Source organism: Aeromonas sp. 601027 (assembly GCF_049174455.1).
In the GTDB taxonomy this organism is placed as follows: domain Bacteria; phylum Pseudomonadota; class Gammaproteobacteria; order Enterobacterales; family Aeromonadaceae; genus Aeromonas; species Aeromonas veronii_A.
The window spans coordinates 57787-75271 of sequence record NZ_JAAKTN010000002.1; the positions used below are offsets into that span (position 1 = coordinate 57787).

General features: G+C 59.5%; 18 protein-coding genes. 8 read left to right on the plus strand and 10 right to left on the minus strand.

Features of this window, described 5'->3' with window-relative positions; translation table 11 throughout:
* Positions 1 to 127: 127 nt before the first annotated feature.
* Positions 128 to 787, minus strand: coding sequence for a hypothetical protein (locus G5193_RS04070; protein WP_421205031.1), 660 nt, complete (start codon positions 785 to 787; stop codon positions 128 to 130).
* Between the two features lie 39 nt (positions 788 to 826).
* Between G5193_RS04070 and G5193_RS04075 the strand changes: the two genes are divergently transcribed.
* Together G5193_RS04075 and slyD are read left to right on the plus strand one after the other, a co-directional pair.
* Complete coding sequence (locus G5193_RS04075; RefSeq protein ID WP_005335287.1) at positions 827 to 1030, plus strand: YheV family putative zinc ribbon protein; 204 nt, start codon at positions 827 to 829, stop codon at positions 1028 to 1030.
* A 143-nt stretch (positions 1031 to 1173) separates the two neighbouring features.
* The gene (slyD, locus tag G5193_RS04080) at positions 1174 to 1845 is read left to right on the plus strand and encodes a peptidylprolyl isomerase (protein WP_421205033.1); all 672 of its coding nucleotides are present in this window, start codon (positions 1174 to 1176) and stop codon (positions 1843 to 1845) included.
* 100 nt (positions 1846 to 1945) lie between these two features.
* On the opposite strand, the gene G5193_RS04085 is transcribed toward slyD, so the two are convergent.
* Positions 1946 to 2161 (minus strand): SlyX family protein, encoded by a 216-nt coding sequence (locus tag G5193_RS04085; protein WP_421205035.1) that lies wholly within the window; start codon positions 2159 to 2161, stop codon positions 1946 to 1948.
* Between the two features lie 14 nt (positions 2162 to 2175).
* The gene (locus tag G5193_RS04090) at positions 2176 to 3144 is read right to left on the minus strand and encodes a hypothetical protein (protein ID WP_421205037.1); all 969 of its coding nucleotides are present in this window, start codon (positions 3142 to 3144) and stop codon (positions 2176 to 2178) included.
* Between the two features lie 118 nt (positions 3145 to 3262).
* On the opposite strand from G5193_RS04090, the gene fkpA reads away from it, so the two are divergent.
* Both fkpA and G5193_RS04100 read left to right on the plus strand, forming a co-directional pair.
* Positions 3263 to 4066: an FKBP-type peptidyl-prolyl cis-trans isomerase gene (gene fkpA, locus G5193_RS04095; RefSeq protein ID WP_005335283.1), complete on the plus strand. Its 804-nt coding sequence runs from the start codon at positions 3263 to 3265 to the stop codon at positions 4064 to 4066.
* Between the two features lie 151 nt (positions 4067 to 4217).
* The gene (locus G5193_RS04100; RefSeq protein ID WP_323890719.1) at positions 4218 to 5624 is read left to right on the plus strand and encodes a sigma-54 dependent transcriptional regulator; all 1407 of its coding nucleotides are present in this window, start codon (positions 4218 to 4220) and stop codon (positions 5622 to 5624) included.
* A 54-nt stretch (positions 5625 to 5678) separates the two neighbouring features.
* Here the strand turns inward: G5193_RS04100 and G5193_RS04105 are convergent, their stop codons facing one another.
* From G5193_RS04105 to G5193_RS04115, 3 genes are all read right to left on the minus strand, one after another.
* On the minus strand, positions 5679 to 6548 hold the full coding sequence (locus tag G5193_RS04105; RefSeq protein ID WP_421205039.1) for a hypothetical protein: 870 nt from the start codon (positions 6546 to 6548) through the stop codon (positions 5679 to 5681).
* 111 nt (positions 6549 to 6659) lie between these two features.
* Entirely contained in the window at positions 6660 to 6995 is a 336-nt protein-coding gene (locus tag G5193_RS04110) for a hypothetical protein (RefSeq protein WP_107684268.1), read from the minus strand.
* A gap of 143 nt (positions 6996 to 7138) precedes the next feature.
* On the minus strand, positions 7139 to 7483 hold the full coding sequence (locus G5193_RS04115; protein ID WP_064335603.1) for a DUF2956 domain-containing protein: 345 nt from the start codon (positions 7481 to 7483) through the stop codon (positions 7139 to 7141).
* A gap of 268 nt (positions 7484 to 7751) precedes the next feature.
* Here G5193_RS04115 and ushA point away from each other — a divergent pair, with 268 nt between their 5' ends.
* Positions 7752 to 9476, plus strand: a complete 1725-nt coding sequence (gene ushA / locus G5193_RS04120) for a bifunctional UDP-sugar hydrolase/5'-nucleotidase UshA (RefSeq protein ID WP_108542609.1) — start codon at positions 7752 to 7754, stop codon at positions 9474 to 9476.
* Positions 9477 to 9691: 215 nt separating this feature from the next.
* Here the strand turns inward: ushA and G5193_RS04125 are convergent, their stop codons facing one another.
* Entirely contained in the window at positions 9692 to 10552 is an 861-nt protein-coding gene (locus G5193_RS04125; protein ID WP_421205041.1) for a Tim44 domain-containing protein, read from the minus strand.
* A 363-nt stretch (positions 10553 to 10915) separates the two neighbouring features.
* Between G5193_RS04125 and dnaB the strand changes: the two genes are divergently transcribed.
* From dnaB to G5193_RS04140, 3 genes are all read left to right on the plus strand, one after another.
* Positions 10916 to 12310: a replicative DNA helicase gene (gene dnaB / locus G5193_RS04130; protein ID WP_421205043.1), complete on the plus strand. Its 1395-nt coding sequence runs from the start codon at positions 10916 to 10918 to the stop codon at positions 12308 to 12310.
* A gap of 191 nt (positions 12311 to 12501) precedes the next feature.
* The gene (gene alr, locus G5193_RS04135) at positions 12502 to 13575 is read left to right on the plus strand and encodes an alanine racemase (RefSeq protein ID WP_266134378.1); all 1074 of its coding nucleotides are present in this window, start codon (positions 12502 to 12504) and stop codon (positions 13573 to 13575) included.
* Entirely contained in the window at positions 13575 to 13994 is a 420-nt protein-coding gene (locus tag G5193_RS04140; protein WP_033114624.1) for a secondary thiamine-phosphate synthase enzyme YjbQ, read from the plus strand. The genes alr and G5193_RS04140 overlap by 1 nt, the downstream gene beginning before the upstream one ends.
* A 123-nt stretch (positions 13995 to 14117) precedes the next feature.
* On the opposite strand, the gene pepE is transcribed toward G5193_RS04140, so the two are convergent.
* From pepE to G5193_RS04155, 3 genes are all read right to left on the minus strand, one after another.
* Positions 14118 to 14843 (minus strand): dipeptidase PepE, encoded by a 726-nt coding sequence (gene pepE, locus G5193_RS04145; RefSeq protein ID WP_421205046.1) that lies wholly within the window; start codon positions 14841 to 14843, stop codon positions 14118 to 14120.
* Between the two features lie 233 nt (positions 14844 to 15076).
* A complete protein-coding gene (locus G5193_RS04150) occupies positions 15077 to 16438 on the minus strand; it encodes an endonuclease/exonuclease/phosphatase family protein (protein ID WP_005354210.1) in 1362 nt (453 codons plus the stop codon).
* A 232-nt stretch (positions 16439 to 16670) separates the two neighbouring features.
* The gene (locus G5193_RS04155; RefSeq protein ID WP_421205048.1) at positions 16671 to 17483 is read right to left on the minus strand and encodes a heme ABC transporter ATP-binding protein; all 813 of its coding nucleotides are present in this window, start codon (positions 17481 to 17483) and stop codon (positions 16671 to 16673) included.
* Positions 17484 to 17485 lie beyond the last annotated feature (2 nt).

Consider the following 17485-nt stretch of genomic DNA (forward strand, 5'->3'; position numbering starts at 1 on the left):
TGGCAGTCACTTCAGGCCTTTAGCATAAAGGATTACGGGGGGGATGGCCCTTCCTTGTTAACGACCATCTGGCAAAAAACTGGACTCGTTCAGCCAATTTAGTTGGCGCATTCATACCTGTGTCCGGTTATTGATCGCCATCCTCGCCAACGCCCCACTGCTGGCAGGCCGCTCGCAATGCGGCCTCATCGGCATAACCCAGCTTGCTGGCCACCTGCGCGGGTTTGCTGCCGCCCTTGAGCAATCTGAGCGCCTGCAGCAGTTGCCACTGTTGTTGCAATTCACTCCCTTCCACCGGCGCATCGGCTTGTTGTGCCCACAGTTGCAGAGACTCCGGCTGGCCATTGGCCAGCGCTTGCCAGCAGGCTTGCAGCTCACCGTGACCCTGCTGGCTGATGGCACACTGTTGCAGCTCATCCAGGATCACCTGCAGTCGCTGACCGTAGGCCCCTTGCCACTCTTTTGGACGTTGCCACCGTGCCAGCGAGTCGAGCAGGGCATCGAGCAGCGGGGTGGTCTGCAGCCAGCCTGCCTGCTGCGGCTGAGCCACGCGCAAAGAGACATTCAGCTGATCGTACTCGCAACCGCTGAGGGGGCTGAAGGCCGCAAGTGCATCGGCGCAGAGCCAGAAGCTGCAGCCTGCCGGAAGCAACAGCTCATGTTGGCCCAGTCTCAGCAGCGCGGCGCCCCGGGTGATCCGCAACAGCTGCCCGACCGGAGTTCGTTTGCGGTTGCCGGCGTGCAATCCCTCACAGGAAAAATGGTGGTATTCGATTGCGTGATGCATGTAAAAACCCTGATATGATGCTGCCTGGAGGTAACAAATATGGAAACCAGGCGTAAAAAACGCTTCATTGCCGGTGCGGTTTGCCCGGCGTGCGGCAAGTTGGACAACATGATGCTGTATCTGGAGCATGGAGTCGAGAAGGTGACCTGCGTCGCCTGTGGCGATACCCAGGTACAAACGCCTGCCGAGGTCGACAAGCAGACTCGCGAGGCGGAAGAGGTGATCGGGGTGTTTCGCCCCTGATGTGGCAACGGCGGGTGGAGTGCGGGTCTCCTCGCTGACGCTGTTGCCGTTTTTTTCGTCACTCCGTGGCGCCGCACGGCATATGCGCGGCCCGCTTTTTAGGGTATTCTGAGCCCGTTTTTTTCTATCCGCAGGATCCTGACATGAAAGTAGCTCCTCTGAGCGTGGTTACGCTGGAATACACAGTCACCGACGAGCACGGTGAAGTCATCGACAGCACTGTCGGCAAAGAGCCGCTGGTCTATCTGCACGGCACCCGTTACCTGGTCTCTGGCCTGGAAGCCGAGCTGGAAGGTCGCGCGGTAGGTGAAGCCTTCGAAGTGACTCTGGCACCGAGCCAGGCCTACGGCGAATATGACGAGACACTGGTACAAGAAGTACCGGGCGAGCTGTTCGACGGCATGGAAGTCTCCGAAGGGGATACTTTTGTGGCTGAAACCGACGATGGCCACCGTCCGGTGACCGTGGTTGAAGTGTCCGAAGAGTTCGTCAAGGTGGATGGCAACCATCCGCTGGCTGGCGTAACCCTGGGCTTCAAGGTCGAGATCAAGGATGTGCGTGCTGCCACTGCCGAAGAGCTGGCTCACGGCCATGTTCACGGTGCCGGTGGTTGCGGTCACGATCACGGTCATGACCACGATCACGGCGGTTGCTGTGGCGGTCATGGTCACGACCACGATGAGGAGCATGGCCAGAGCGGTTGCTGTGGCGGTGCTGGCCACGGTCACGATCATGGCCACGACCACGGTGACGACCATGGTCACGGCGGCTGCTGCGGTGGCGGCGGTTGTGGTGGCAAGGGCCATCACCACTGATCACGGCCATACCGATGATAAAAAACCCGCGTGAACGCGGGTTTTTTTATTGGCTGACAGCTATGCCAAGCCATGTCGCCAGACCAGAGATAGCGCCGGTTCAGTAGTGCGGCGGAGGGGTCTCTTCGGCCATGCTGGCAATCTGGCTGGGTTGTACGCTTTGCAGTTTATCGATCAGCAGCTGGATCTGGTATTTGAGTCGATCGAGTTCGCGGCCCTGAGTGGTCACCTCGTCGTTGAGCTGCTCTATGGCGTACTCCGCATAGGCGAGACGGGTTTCCAGGGTTTCGATGCGATCGTTAAGTTGCTGACTCATGGGCCTTCGGGTCCTTACTTGATTGTCCAGATTTCGGCCAGACCACTGGAGCTGGCACTGACAAGATGGCTATTGTCGCGCAAAGCGACGCCGTAGACCACTGCGCTGGGCGGTTTCACCTTGGGTTGCGGCGAGACGCGCCAGCTCTGCAGCAGGGCACCATCGCTCACTTGCCACAGGGAGAGCTGACGGGAAGGGGCGCCAGTGATGATCCACTTGCCATCGTTGGCAAAGCGGGCGCTGGTGTAGACCTCAAAGCGGTGATCATATTGCAGCTGGCTTACCTCCTTGCCGGTTTTCAGATCCCAGATGCTGGCCCGGCTGCTGTCGGCGGTGAAGGCGTAGCGGCCGCTCGGTTCCAGTCTGGCCATGATCACCCGGCCACCATGGTTGAAGCGCCAGATCACCTGCCCGCTGCGGGTATCCCACAGATAGGCGCTGTAGTCGTTGCCGCCGGTCAGGGCATAGCGACCGTTGGCGGAGAGATCCACCGTATTGACCTGTTCGGTGTGCCCCAGAAACTGCAGGCGACGGCCGCTTTGGGTATCGAGCCACTCTGCCTTGCCATCTTCCCGGCCGATCAGCACATAGCGCCCGTCAGCTGAGAGCGCGATGTCCCTCAGCTTGGATTCAGGAAGTGAGTAGTAGCCTTGTGACTGCCCATCCTGCAACCGCCAGGTGGCAAAGGTGTCGGTTGTGGCGGTGACGGCATGGCTGTTGCCTTCGGAAAAACGGGTAATGAAAACGAGATCGTCCGGCGAGTCGGATTGCTTCCAGCGCCAGCGTTGACGGTTCTGTTCCAGATCCCAGACGATGATGCCCTGGCTGATGCTGGAGACGATGGCCTGCTTGCCATCATTGGAGAGATCTGCGGTCAGCAGACCCGTGCTGGCGAGGGTCATTTGCTGGTTGGGTTGGGAGCTCTGCTCGCAACCGGTGAGCATTAAACAGAGGCTCACCAGATAAATGGCACTTTTTATCATTTTTGCGGTCTCACGCTTTTGTTACCTGCGATCACGGCGTTAGTATAAGGCGCTTATCACGATAAACCTCTCATTTCACGATGGAACCGAGAGCGGTATTTGGAGTTTGGAGAAACTGATGAACAAATTTCTGAAGGTGTCCCTGTTGGCGGCGGCGGTTGCCGTCGGTCTGACTGCTTGCCAAAAAGACGAGAAGCCTGCTGCGGCCAATACCGCCGAAGTGAAGGCAGAAGCCAGCAAGCCGGCAGAGGCGACCAAGGCCGAAGCCAAGAGCTTTGAAGAGCAATCTGGCTACGCAATTGGCCTCTCCATGGGTCGTTACATCGCCAATACCCTGGAGCGTCAGCAGGAACTGGGCATCAAACTGGACAACGCCGTGATCCTGAAAGGGGTGACCGACGGTCTGGGCAAAGAAGCCAAGATGACTGATGAAGAGATCCAGAAGGTACTGCAGGATTACGATGCCAAGATCAACGAGCTGACCAAGGCCAAGGCCGAGAAAGACGCCGTTGAGAATCTGAAGAAGGGTGAAGAGTTCCTGGCTGCAAACGCCAAGAAAGAGGGTGTGAAGAGCACTGAATCCGGCCTGCAATACGTGGTCGAGAAGATGGGCACTGGTGCCAAGCCGAAATCTACCGACATCGTCAAGGTGCACTACACCGGTACCCTGACCGACGGCACCAAGTTCGACAGCTCCGTCGATCGCGGCGAGCCGGCTACCTTCCCGCTCAACCAGGTTATCCCGGGTTGGACTGAAGGCGTACAGCTGATGCCGGTTGGCTCCAAGTTCAAGTTCTTCCTGCCGTCCAAGCTGGCCTATGGCGAGCACGGTGCAGGCTCCATCCCGGCGAATGCCGTGCTGGTGTTTGACGTTGAGCTGCTGGCTATCGAGAAGCCGACTGCAGACGATGCCAAGAAGTAATCTTTTCTTGTAGTGAAAAACGGCTCCTTAAGGAGCCGTTTTTACTTGTGTATTCCCTGCAATCGCGGGATAACAGAGCTGTCTTGGCGTTGGGGTTGCGCGCGAAAATAAGGCAAAATAGATCGCAGAATCAAATACAAGGATGAGTCCAGTGGCTGAAAATAAATCGCGTGTCCTGCTGGTGGAAGATACCCGTAGTCTGGCGGTGGTCTATGAACAGTACTTGCGCCAGGAGGGGTATGAGGTGGTGCTGGCCGATTGCGGTCAACAGGCGTTGGCGCAGTTGCTGGCAAGTCCTCCCCCCGTGGTGCTGCTGGATCTGGAGTTGCCGGATATGTCCGGTATGGATATTCTGCAGATGATCACCGAACAGCAGTTGCCTTGCTCGGTGGTGGTGATCACCGCCCACGGCTCGGTGGATGTGGCGGTGGAGGCGATGCGCCTCGGTGCCTTCGATTTTCTGACCAAGCCGTTTGACAGCAAGCGGCTCTGCGCCACCGTTCGCAATGCCTTGAAACATCAGCAGTTGAGTTCGCTGGTTGCCCACTATCGGGAGAACTTCGAGCGCAGCTCCTTCTTCGGTTTTATCGGTGCCTCCATGTCGATGCAGGCGGTCTATCGCATCATCGAGAGCGCGGCGCCCAGCAAGGCTACCGTCTTTATCACTGGCGAGAGCGGCACCGGTAAAGAGGTGTGTGCCGAAGCGATTCACCAGTGCAGTCCCCGTAGCGAACAGCCCTTTATTGCCCTCAACTGCGCCGCCATTCCCCACGATCTGATGGAGAGCGAGATCTTCGGTCATGTGAAGGGCTCTTTTACCGGCGCCCAGGGGGATCGCAAGGGGGCGGCCAGTCTGGCTGATGGCGGTACCCTCTTTCTCGACGAGATCTGCGAGATGGACCTGGATCTGCAGAGCAAGCTGCTGCGCTTCATCCAGACCGGCACAGTGCAGCGAGTCGGCAGTGGCAAGCTCGAGACGGTGGATGTGCGCTTTATCTGCGCCACCAACAGGGATCCGCTGGTAGAGGTAAAAGCGGGCCGTTTTCGCGAGGATCTCTACTATCGGCTCCACGTCATTCCGCTTACCCTGCCGCCGCTGCGGGAGCGGGGTGAGGATATCCTGCTGCTAGCGCGTACCCTGCTGCAGAGCTACGCCAAGGAGGAGAACAAACGCTTCAAGGATTTTGATGTCGAGGCTGCACGAGTGCTGCTCGACTACCCCTGGCCCGGCAACGTACGCGAGCTGCAGAACGTGGTGCGCAATATCGTGGTGCTCAATGACAAGGAGCTGGTGAGCCCGGATATTCTGCCGCCACCGCTCAATGGGGTTCGTCCCCAGCTGCCGGCTGCGATTGCGGCAGCGGTGGCATCGGCTCCGGCCGCCACCGGCGTGGCCCACGGGCCAATTCGTCCGCTCTGGCTGGTGGAGAAAGAGGTGATCGAACAGGCCATCGCCAGCTGTGACGGCAACATTCCCAAGGCGGCGGCACTGCTCGAGATCAGCCCCTCCACCATTTACCGTAAAAAGCAGGGGTGGGAAGAGTCCAACCGGGCCTGAACCATCTTGCCAGGAGAAAGGGCGGCTAGCGTGCCGCCCTTGTTATTTTGGGGATCAGAGTTTGGCGAGGCGCTTGAGGCGGGCCAGTCGTTCCCCCTCGTTGGCGCTGAACCAGCGGTCCTGTGACAGCAGAAACCAGGCGCGGGAGAAGTATTCCGCGGCCAGCGGATCGTCCAGCACCAAGGCATTCTCCCCCAGCTCCTCGAACAGATAACCATCCTCAGGTTCGCCAGCCTCGGCCATATCGGCCTTGAGCTGGTGCAGCTCTGCCAGCGCCTGCTGGTGCTGACCCTGGGCCCGGGTCAGGCGAGCCAGACTCCAGCGGGCGATAAACGCCTTGGCCGGCTGGTTATGTTGCAGATGCCAGGCCAGGCACTTCTGTTGCTGGATTTTCGCCTCCTCGAAGCGGCCCAGTTCGAACAGGGTCCAGCCCTGATTGTTGTAAAGGGGGGCCAGCCAGCCGCGCACCTTCTCGTCACTGCTGCGTTCCGCCAGCTCCATCGCCAGTTGATGCCAGCGGCTCTGCTCTTCCAGCGGTGCGGCGATGGCGATCATGTGGGCGGCGTCGATAGCAAGATAGGTCTCCTTCTCCTTGAGCCCCCATTGCCAAGCTTGTTCAAACAGCGGTTTGGCACTGGCTTTGTCGCCCGCCGAGTTAAAGGTGCGGCCTCGCTCCAGCAGGGCCCTGATCCGCGCTCTGGGGGTTGTATCTGTGAGACGAGGCGCTATCTCGTCGAGCAGCTGGTGGGCTTCGGCAAACTGGCGCTGCAGCGAATGGGTACGGGCAATTTGGGTCAGCAACTCCAGTTCGAGTTGCAGGTCGGCGGCGGCGCGCGCTTCGGGAAGAAGGGTGTGAAAACGAAGGGCACTGGCGGCGGGATCCTGATAATCCCACAGCGCCATGAAATCGGGCGGATTGTCCATTTGGCCTCCTTGCTGGTTATCCTGTCACCAAGATGCCTGCAGGCCATTGTTTGTACAAGGGCGCCCGTCACAGAGCGCCCCTTGAGCCATGCTAACGGTTGTGCCAGCCGATCAGTAGACCATGGCCAGGCTCATCAGCATCAGGCCGAGGGCGGCAAAGGCCCCCTCCTTGATGGCGAGCCGTGGCACCAGCGCCTTGGGCAGGGCCGGAAACAGGCTCAGGGCAAAGCCAAGGCCCGGCATCAACCAGTGGAATGCCGGATCGCGCAGGGCGGGATTGGCGGCTCCATTGATGATGATCAGCAAAATAAACAGGGTGAAGGCGGGGAGGATAAACCAGCGTACCCCGCCGGCGGCGACCGCCCGCAGCGGCGAAATGCGATAGAGCAGCATGGTCACAAGGAACAGAACAAAAGGGGCCAGCAGATAGAGCGGAGCGGGGTTCATAACATCTTTCCTGAAAACTGATCGTCAAAAAACAGGGAGTCCGGTGCAAGAGGCGCGGGATTTAACCACTCTTCGCAGGTAATCACCAGCAGCCCGGGCCCGGGCTGTGAAGAGGATCCCGGATAAAGGTTTGCTAGTGCGTCTTAATGCAACCAGAACCAGGCTGCTGCAAATCCCAGCCAGCTCAGCACCAGCAAGATCCAGGGCAGGGGATGCTGATGGCTTACTTCAACCAGCTCCAGCTGATCGTCTTGTTCTTCGATTTGGGGCGCGCCCTGTGGCTGCCTGGCTTTGGCCTGCAATTTTTTCTGGCGGCTCGCTTCGCGGGCCCGCGCCTTCATCTGTTTCTTGTATTCGTCGATGCCTTTCTGGATCCCTTGTGCGATAAGTTGGGTCTGTTCCTTGGTCTGCCCCGGCTTCTGGTTGGCACGGGCAATTTTCATCGCCTCCTGCTGGGTCTCGGGGGAAATCTTGTCGTACTTGGCCATCAAATTATCTCCTCGGGCATGGCTGGCTGGGGAGTATGCCATAAAGGCGCGTCCGGGTGGCGCCTCCTTGGTGCGGGAGGGGAGCAAGTGAGTGACTGCTCAACAAAAAACCTGATAAATCAGCAGGAAGCCGGATGTTGGGCCGAAGATCACAATTAGCAGAATTTGTGAGTCATCGATGAAAAACGGTCATCTGTTGTTTGTTATATTGGCGCCCGACCCGCTGGACAGGGTTGATAAATAACAAAACAATCAAGGTGATATGGAAATGAATAATAACTTTATCAAAGGTGGCGTGGCACTGGCCGTGCTTGCTGCACTGACTGGCTGTAATACCTCGAGCAATGACACCGTTGCACCCTGCACCGAAAATGTCTGCAAACTGACCATCCTGCACACCAACGATACCCACGGCCGTTTCTGGCACAACGCTGAAAATGAGTATGGTATGGCTGCCCAGAAGACTCTGGTCGAGCAGCTGCGTGCCGATGCCAAGGCTGCTGGCAGTGACGTACTGGTTCTTTCCGGTGGTGATGTGAATACCGGGGTGCCGGAGTCCGATTTGCAGGACGCCGAGCCTGACTTCATGGCGATGAACAACATTCGCTACGATGCCATGGCGGTGGGCAACCATGAATTCGACAATCCCCTCAGCGTACTGGAGAAGCAGCGCAAGTGGGCCCAGTTCCCCATGCTCTCGGCCAACATCTATGACAAGGCCAGCGGCAAACACTACTTTGACCCCTACAAGGTGTTCAAGCTGGAGAGCGGTCTCAAGGTCGCCGTACTGGGCCTGACCACCGAAGATACCGCCCAGCTGGTTGACCCCAACAACGTGCAGACCCTGGAGTTCCGCGATCCGACCAGCGAGGCGGCCAAACTGGGCCAGCAGATACGCAGCAACAAGGAGGCCAATCTGGTCTTCGCCATCACTCACATGGGCCATTACGAGAATGGTCAGCACGGCAGCAATGCGCCGGGCGATGTAGAGATGGCTCGTGCACTGCCGGCAGGGACTCTGGATGCCATCATTGGTGGCCACTCCCAGAATCCGGTCTGTATGGAACCGGGTACCACCAACAAGTACGCCAATTTCAAACCGGGTGATAACTGCCAACCGGACCAGCAAAACGGCACCTGGATCATGCAGGCCCACGAGTGGGGCAAGTATGTGGGCCGTGCCCAGTTTGAGTACCAGAATGGCAAATTGACCCTGACCAGCTATGACCTGATCCCGGTCAACCTGATCAAGCGCAACGCCAAGGGAGAAGCGATCGATGCCAACGGCGCCGTAACCAAGGACCCGGCCAAGATGCAGTTCGTACAGGACGAGATCACCAAGGATCCCGAGCTGTATAACACCCTGCTGGGTTACCAGGAGAAAGGTCAGCAAGAGCTGAATGTCGTCATTGGCTCGGCAGATGGCTTGCTGGTTGGTGATCGCAACTCGGTTCGCAACAAGCAGACCAACCTGGGTCGCCTCATCACCACGGCGACCAGCAGCAAGCTGGGTGTCGACTTTGGTATCGTCAACTCAGGCGGTGTGCGCGACAGCATCCCGGCCGGTGATATCACCTACCGCAGCGTGCTGCTGGTGCACCCGTTTGGCAACACGGTCAACAAGGCTGTCATGAAGGGAAGCGAGCTGGCGACCTATCTGGGCCAGGTGGCAAGCAAGACCCGCAATACCGGTGGTTATGCCCAGTTTGGCGGTATCAACATGGCGGTGGATTGCCAGGCCAAGAGCGTCAATATCACCAGTATCGGTGGCAAGGCGTTTGATCCGGCAGCAACCTACAGCTTCGCGATCCCGAGCTTCAGCGCCTCCGGTGGTGACGGCTATCCGAAGATCGATACCATCAACGCCGGGTTGGTCGATGCTGCCGTGCTGAAGGAGTACATCGAGATCAAGAAGACCATCAACGTGGCCGATTATCAGCCAGGCAATGAGGTGAGCTACCTGAACTCAGCCTCTACCGAAGGGTGCAACTGATTCGTCAGCGGGGCGCATAGCCTCCAGATGTGATCCGAAAGGGCAGCCGGTGGCTGCCCTTTGTCGTTATGTGCGTGGTGACATGTCATCTGGGGATTGGTCACAACTCTTCAATTATCAATGACGATAGCCATCGCCTGTAGGAGGTCAGGTGAGGGGATGAAATGAAAAGAGGCGGCCCATGGGCCGCCTCTTGCGTAGTGACAATCTAAACCTTACAGCTGCTCGATACCGACGATATGCCAGGGGGCATTGTTCTTGGCCAGATCGCGCTCGAGGTGCCACACCTCCTTGATGTCTTCTTCGACCTGCTCCTGACGGTCCATGTAGCGGCCGCTGAAGCGCACGCTAACCTGGGCCCAGTCGCTGCCGTAGTCGGCGCGTACCAGCTGGGTATCCACATACATCACTTCGGTATGCTGGTCGCCAGTCAGTTCGGCGCGCTCGGCTTTGAGCTGTTCAAACAGCTCGGGGCTGACGTATTCGCGCACTTTTTCCAGATCGTTCTTGTTCCACGCATCTTGCAGGGTGCGATAGTGATCGCGGGCACCGGCCAAGAAGCTGTTCATGTCAAAGCCCGGCGGCAGGCGGAACGGCACGTCGCTGTCGGCAAAGCCGGTGGCTTGCGGTGCGCTGTTGCTCTGCTCAAACTGCTGCGGGGCCGCAGATTGCGGTGGCTGATAGCCCGCATAGGCCGCCTGTTGTGGCTGTGGCGTCGTGACCTTGCCCTTGCGCAGGGTACGGATCAGGAAGACGGCACCCAGCGCCAGCAGAGCGATCAGCAGGAAGTCCATTCCTTGCAGACCTTCAAAGGCACCGCTGCCCAGCAGGTAGGCAAACAGGCCACCGGCCAGCAGGCCGCCCAGCAGGCCGCCCATCATGCCGCTCTTTTTCGGCGGAGTCTGGGCATTCAGTGTCGGATTCTTGTTGTCGACCGGTTTGGCCGCAGGCTGGGCCGGCGCAGTTTTGTAACTTTTACCAAAGGATTTGCCGCCGCCAAACTTCTTGGCTTCGGCGTGAGGTGCCCCCAGGCCAATGGCCAGGATCACGGCAAACAGGGTCAGCATCTTTTTCATTTTGACTCTTTTCACTCTCGTCTGTGGGTGGGGCATGCTCCGCTTTGGCAAGCTCAGCAAGGCGCATGGCAGGCTGCCTGTCCCTAATTGTGTCGCAGCTTGTATTCATCAATATCACCTCTGGCATGAATTATTCATGAACGAGGTTGCCGCGATGCGGCGTCAAACAAGAGGAGTAAACCGGATGAAAAGCAGAAGATTGAGTCGCAAGGAGCGCAAAATGCGAAGCAAAATCAAAATGGTCAAGGTAGAGCAGACTCTGGTTTGGCCCTTTATGATGGTATGAGCCGCCAGATAGGGCTCGCCGTAGTTGGCTTTCTTTTGTAAAATTCCCGTCCCCTTCCCGCTGCGGTTTTTATGTGTATGGCAGAGCAAGTGACGGCGAAAAAAGACGCCAAGACACAACAGCTGAAAGTTCCTCCCCACTCTTTTGAGGCCGAACAGTCCGTACTGGGCGGCCTGATGCTGGATAACGATGCCTGGGATCGGGTTGCCGAACGGGTTATCGATCAGGATTTCTACAGCCGTCCGCACCGGTTGATCTTCCAGGCCATGACCCGCCTCTCCAACGCGGGCAACCCCATTGACCTCATCACCCTGCAGGAGGAGCTGGAACGCTCCGAACAGCTGGAAGAGGCGGGCGGTTTCGCCTATCTGGTGGAGATCGCCAAGAACACCCCGAGTGCCGCCAACATCAACGCCTACGCCGAAATCGTGCGCGAGCGGGCGGTGGTGCGGGAGATGATTTCGGTCGCCAACGAGATCGTCGAAGCGGGTTACGAGCCGCAGGGCCGTACCTCCAACGATCTGCTCGATCTGGCCGAGAGCAAGGTATTCCAGATCGCCGAGCAGCGCACCAGCGCCAACGAAGGCCCCCAGCCGCTCAAGCTGATCCTCGAGCAGACCGTCGACAAGATTGAAGAGCTGTTCAAGACCCCGCACAACGGGGTGACCGGTGTCTCCTCGGGCTACAACGATCTCGACAAGATGACCGCCGGCCTGCAGCGCTCGGATCTGGTCATCGTCGCCGCCCGTCCCTCCATGGGCAAGACCACCTTTGCCATGAACCTCTGTGAGCATGCGGCCCTCACCGCCGACAAGCCGGTGCTTATCTTCTCGCTGGAGATGCCCTCCGAGCAGATCATCATGCGTATGCTCGCCTCGGTGGGGCGTATCGACCAGACCAAGGTGCGTACCGGTCAGCTCGACGACGAGGATTGGGCCCGTCTCTCCTCCACCATGGGATTGCTGCTGGAGAAGGGCAAGATGTATATCGATGACTCCTCCGGCCTGACCCCGACCGAAGTGCGCTCCCGCGCTCGGCGGGTGGCGCGGGACAATGGCGGCATCAGCATGATCATGGTGGACTACCTGCAGCTGATGCGGGTTCCCAGCCTCTCCGACAACCGGACTCTGGAGATCGGTGAAATCTCCCGCTCCCTCAAGGCGCTGGCGAAAGAGCTGCAGTGCCCGGTGGTGGCGCTCTCCCAGTTGAACCGAAGCCTGGAACAGCGGGCCGACAAGCGCCCGGTCAACTCGGACCTTCGTGAATCGGGCTCCATCGAGCAGGATGCGGACTTGATCATGTTTATCTATCGTGATGAGGTTTATCACGATGACAGCCCTGACAAGGGGATTGCCGAGATCATTATCGGCAAGCAGCGTAACGGCCCCATCGGCCGGGTGCGCCTCACCTTCCAGGGTCAGTTCTCGCGGTTCGACAACTACGCCGGCCCGGCGTTTGACGACGATTATTGATGTAAACCCAAGGTGATGGCGGTTTCGTCATTACCACGACTGCCCTGATCGATAGCCAGTCATTGGCTGCCGCTCAGAGCCTGTTTTCCCGGTTCGACAATTATGCCGGTCCGGCCTTCGACGACGATAAGTGAGTGGCGGTCTTCTGCCCGATGAGGGGGAGACCATTTGTGCCCTCGTAAGGGAAAACCATGAAAGCGGCTACTGCCCAAATCAACACTGCGGCCTTGCGCCACAACCTCGCCGTGGTCAAGCGCCACGCTCCCGCTTGCAAGATCATCGCTGTGGTCAAGGCCAACGCCTATGGCCACGGACTGCTGCCGGTCGCCCGCACCCTGGTGGATGCGGATGCCTATGCGGTGGCCCGTATCGAAGAGGCGCTGATGCTGCGCTCCTGCGCCGTGGTCAAGCCCATCGTGCTGCTGGAGGGCTTCTTCTCCGCCGACGACCTGCCGGTGCTGGCGGCCAACAATCTGCAGACGGCGGTTCACACCTGGGAACAGCTCGAAGCGCTGGAGCAGGCCGAGCTGCCAGCCCCGGTGGTGGCCTGGCTCAAGCTCGACACCGGCATGCACCGGCTCGGGGTGCGTGCCGACGAGATGCCCGCCTTTATCGAGCGCCTCGGCAAGTGCAAGAACGTGGTGCAGCCGTTCAACATCATGACTCACTTCAGCCGTTCCGATGAGCTGGAGCAGCCCACCACCCGCGAGCAGATCGACTTGTTCAGCAAGTTGACCGCGCCGCTCCTGGGTGAGCGAGCCATGGCCAACTCGGCGGGCATTCTGGCCTGGCCAGACTCCCACTGCGACTGGGTTCGCCCCGGTGTCATCCTCTATGGCGTGTCGCCCTTCCCCAACACGGTGGCGGCCGATTACGACCTGCAGCCGGTGATGACCTTGAAGACCCAGCTGATTGCGGTGCGGGATCACAAGGCGGGCGAGCCGGTGGGCTATGGCGCCAACTGGGTGGCGGATCGCGATACCCGGCTCGGGGTGATCGCCATCGGCTACGGTGACGGTTATCCGCGCATGGCGCCCAATGGCACTTCGGTGCTGATCAACGGCCGCATCGTGCCGCTGGTGGGGCGTGTCTCCATGGATATGAGCACGGTGGATCTTGGGCCCGGCGCCACCGACAAGGCCGGCGATGAGGCGGTGCTGTGGGGCGAGGGGTTGCCGGTAGAGCGGGTGGCTGACGAGATTGGCACCATCCCCTACGAACTCATCACCAAACTCACCTCCCGCGTCTTTATGGAGTATGTCTGATGTGGCAGCAGTGCCTGCTGACGTTGAAGCCCCGTTCGCGGGGCTTTCATCTGGTGACTGACGAGCTGGTGGCCAAGCTGCCGATGCTGGCGGATTACCGGATCGGCATGGCCCACCTGCTACTGCAACATACTTCCGCCTCGCTCACCCTCAACGAGAATTGCGACCCCAGTGTGCGCAGCGATATGGAGGCCCATCTGCACCGGCTGGCGCCGGAAGATGCCCCCTACTATCGCCACACCTATGAGGGGGCGGATGACATGCCCGCCCACATCAAATCCTCCCTGCTCGGGGTGAGCCTGCTACTGCCGATCCGTGACGGTCAGTTGGCGCTCGGCACCTGGCAGGGGATCTGGCTTGGCGAACATCGCGTCGATGGCGGTGCCCGCAAGGTGCTGGTGACCCTGCAGGGTGAGTAATCAGGCTGCAACCAGCTGAAAGATGACGATAAAAAAGAGGGATGGCATTGAGCCATCCCTCTTTTTTCGTTTTTGCGGTTTCGCGAGCTATCCGCCTGCCAGTGGTGAAGCGCTCTTAGTAGCTCAGCGCACCTTGAAGGGGGTCAGCTCGGCCAAGGGGCTCGCGTCCATAAAGGCTTGCGGCTCCTGGCCATGTTTGAAGATCTTGAAGTCCTGCTCGCGGGCGCTCCAGTACTCAACGGTATCGCCGCTGATCTGCAGCAGACTCGCTTCGCGCAGGGCCACCACGTATTCGCTCGGGTTGATGGCGCAGAACTCGGCCAGACGCTCGTCGCGGGTTTCGCCCATGTGTCCGCTGATGCTGGCATCCAGATAGTGCGGGTTGATTTGCAGCGGGAACAGGCCCAGCGCGGGCAGCACGGCGGCGTTGCAGACCGGCATGTCGTTGGTGGTGCGGATGCTCGGGGTCGCCACGTTGCAACCGGCGCTCCAGCCCACATACGGGACGCCCCGCTCACGCACGGCGCGCTGGATCGGCACGATCAGGCCATTTTCATGCAGCAGCTGATTCAGGCGCCAGGTGTTGCCGCCGCTGATAAAGATGGCGTCTGCCTGATTGACGGCATCGACCGGATCATCGAAGTGGTGAATGCTGATGGTCTCGATCCCGAGGCTCTCGGTAAGTTCGTTGGCACGGGCATCCCAGTCGCTGCGGATCACCGCGTAGGGGATGAGCAGGATGCGCTTGACCTGTTTGCGCGCGAGCAGGCTTTGAACCCGATCTCGGGCCCAGCCGAGCAGACCCGGAAATTCGTTGGCTTTACCGTTGCTAAGCAGAAGCAGTTCCATCAAATCGTTCCTCAAAAAGTGAAAGCGGAGGAGGGAGGGCCACCGGATCCGCCGTGCGGCCGGATGGCAAGAGCAGGCATGCTACCACCATTGGCGCGGCGGTTCTGTGATCGGGGGGCCTATTCAACGGCTATGGATGAGTGATGCCATGCCAAGCGGTGGATTAATGAGCCGTGGTCAGCTCGCCACCCATTGCCAATAAAAGACCCCGCCGCAGCGGGGTCATGGCAGAGTTAGTCGAGTTTGAGATCGACCCACACCATGCGGTGATCCGAGCTGACTCCCTTGGCGATGCCGAGTTTCGCATCATAGACCAGGTGATAACCGGCCTCGAAGCTGGCAGGCCAGAAGACGCCGCTCTTGACCGCGTTGAGGTTGGCGGAGGGGATGACGTGATCCAGCTGCAGCACGCTGGAGTTGGTGATGCGTTCCGGGTTGGGGCGAGTGAGGTTGCGTTTGCAGTCGGTCCCCTTGCTGACACACTCCGGGCCCCCTTCGCTGACCGGGATCAGGGTGCCATTGGTGATGGCCTGATTCATCAGCGGGTTGTTTAGCAGATCCTGAATGGCGGTCAGGTCGCCGTCACCGGTGAGCGGATCGGCGTTGAGATCACCCGCGATAACAAACTTGGCGTTTTTGGCCAGCCCACCCTTGGTGCCCTTGTCATCGGTCATGTAGTTGAGACCCTTGACGTAGTCATTCCAGAAGGCGATCTCGGCGCGGTTGTGTTTGACTGTGTGGCGCGCCGCATTGGCAAAGATTGGCGGGGTCGGGTGGGAGATCAGGAAGTGGATCACCTCTTCCCCCTTCTCGGTCTTGATCCGTACCGGCACATCGGCATGGTTCTTGGAGGAGAGCGGGTACTGCTGCCAGGCTGCGTCTGAATACCAGGCATCACCACACTGGCGGCCGGCCGGGATCTTGACCTTGGGATTGTTGCAGTCATCGATGATGGGGTTTTGCTCGCCCGGCATATCCTTCCACTTGAAGTTCTGGAAGGTGCGGATCTGCTTGGTGTCGATGGGGTATTTGGACATCACCGCAAAGGCGTACTGGCCGTGGTAGTTGCCAAAGCCCCAGGCATCGTCGGGGCCGCTGTTGACCTTGCCATCCAGATTGAGGTCATAACCGCTCATCAGGCCGGTGTTGGTGGCGAAGTTCTGCATCACCGGATAGCTAATGGCCGTCACTTCGGCATGCTGGGCATGGGCCAGATAGTTGTCGTTGAAGGCTTTCAGATCGGCGGTGCTCTCGCCTTTGCCGTCGTTGTCGAACTCGTTGAGCAGGAACACATCCGGGCGGGTGCGCTGGATGATCTCCGCCACGTTGCGGATCTGCTGCACGTTCTTGGCTTTGGTTTCAGTGGCGCCGCTCAGGCTCCCTTCGGCGAGGCGGGCCAGCAGGGCATCCTGCTCGGTGCGGGTCAGCGCCAGCTCACCGGTCAGCATACCGGCGGCAGTGCGATCAAAAGAGAGGTTGAAGGTGGCAAAACGAACCATGGGATCAGCTGCCTTTGAGTCGTTGTCGCTGTTGCAGCCAGCCAGCATCCCGAGGGAGATGGCGGCAGCCAGTAGGGTTTTGTTGATATTTTTCATTGTAATTATTCCGTAGCATCAATGAGTTATGCCTTCTGTGAGGCGGCGCCATTATAAGTAGACGGTGATGCTGCGGGGGTTTTGCCTGAGCAAAGTGTGAGGATATTCACACCACATATCTGGCGATGATGAATGTTAGCAGGGCGACATGGGGTGTGAAAAACCGGTTTATACGCTGCAGTTTTCGGGATGAATAGCGCGCGCTGCCAACCATTACCGCACTCTGAATTTGTCACACCACCATCGGCAGGCCGCTCTCGGGGTGGTGGATCACCTGTGCCGGATAGTCATAGAGACGGGCGATGAGCTCAGGGGTCAGCACCTCGGCAGGCGTGCCATCGGCCATCAGTTTGCCCCGCTCCAGCATCACCAGCCGATCGGCATAGCGCGCCGCCAGATTGAGGTCGTGCAGCACCACCAGCACAGCTGTATTGCGGCTGGCGAGGGCGCGCGCCATGGTGAGCAGCTGATGCTGGTATTTCAGATCCAGCGCCGAGGTGGGTTCGTCGAGCAGCAGCAAGCGGGGTTGCTCGGCCTGCTCGGTCGGGGAGGGGGCCTGCCAGATCTGCGCCAGCACCCGGGCAAACTGCACCCGCTGCCGCTCGCCGCCAGAGAGCCCGGGATAGAGCCGCTTGGCCAGATGCTCGACCCCGGCATGGGTCATGGCCGCTGCTACTATCTCGTCACGCCGCGCCGCCGGTTCACTGTGGGGCAAGCGCCCCATGGCGACCACTTCCTCGCAGAGAAAGGGGAAGTTGAGGGAGGAGCTTTGCGGCAATACCCCGAGTCGGTGGGCCAGCTGGCTGCTGTTCCACTGCTGGCGATCTGCGCCAAACAGGGTGATGGAACCCTCATATTCCAGCTCGCCGGTCAGGCACTTGAGCAGCGAGCTCTTGCCCGCCCCGTTGGGGCCGAGCAGCGCGGTGAGAGTGCCGCTCTCGAGACTAAGATCGAGCCCATCCAGGATCTGGCGCTGGCCACGGCGCAGGCTGAGTCTGGTGCAGCTCAACAGGGGGGAGGAGAGTGAGGATGAGAGTGGTTGCATAA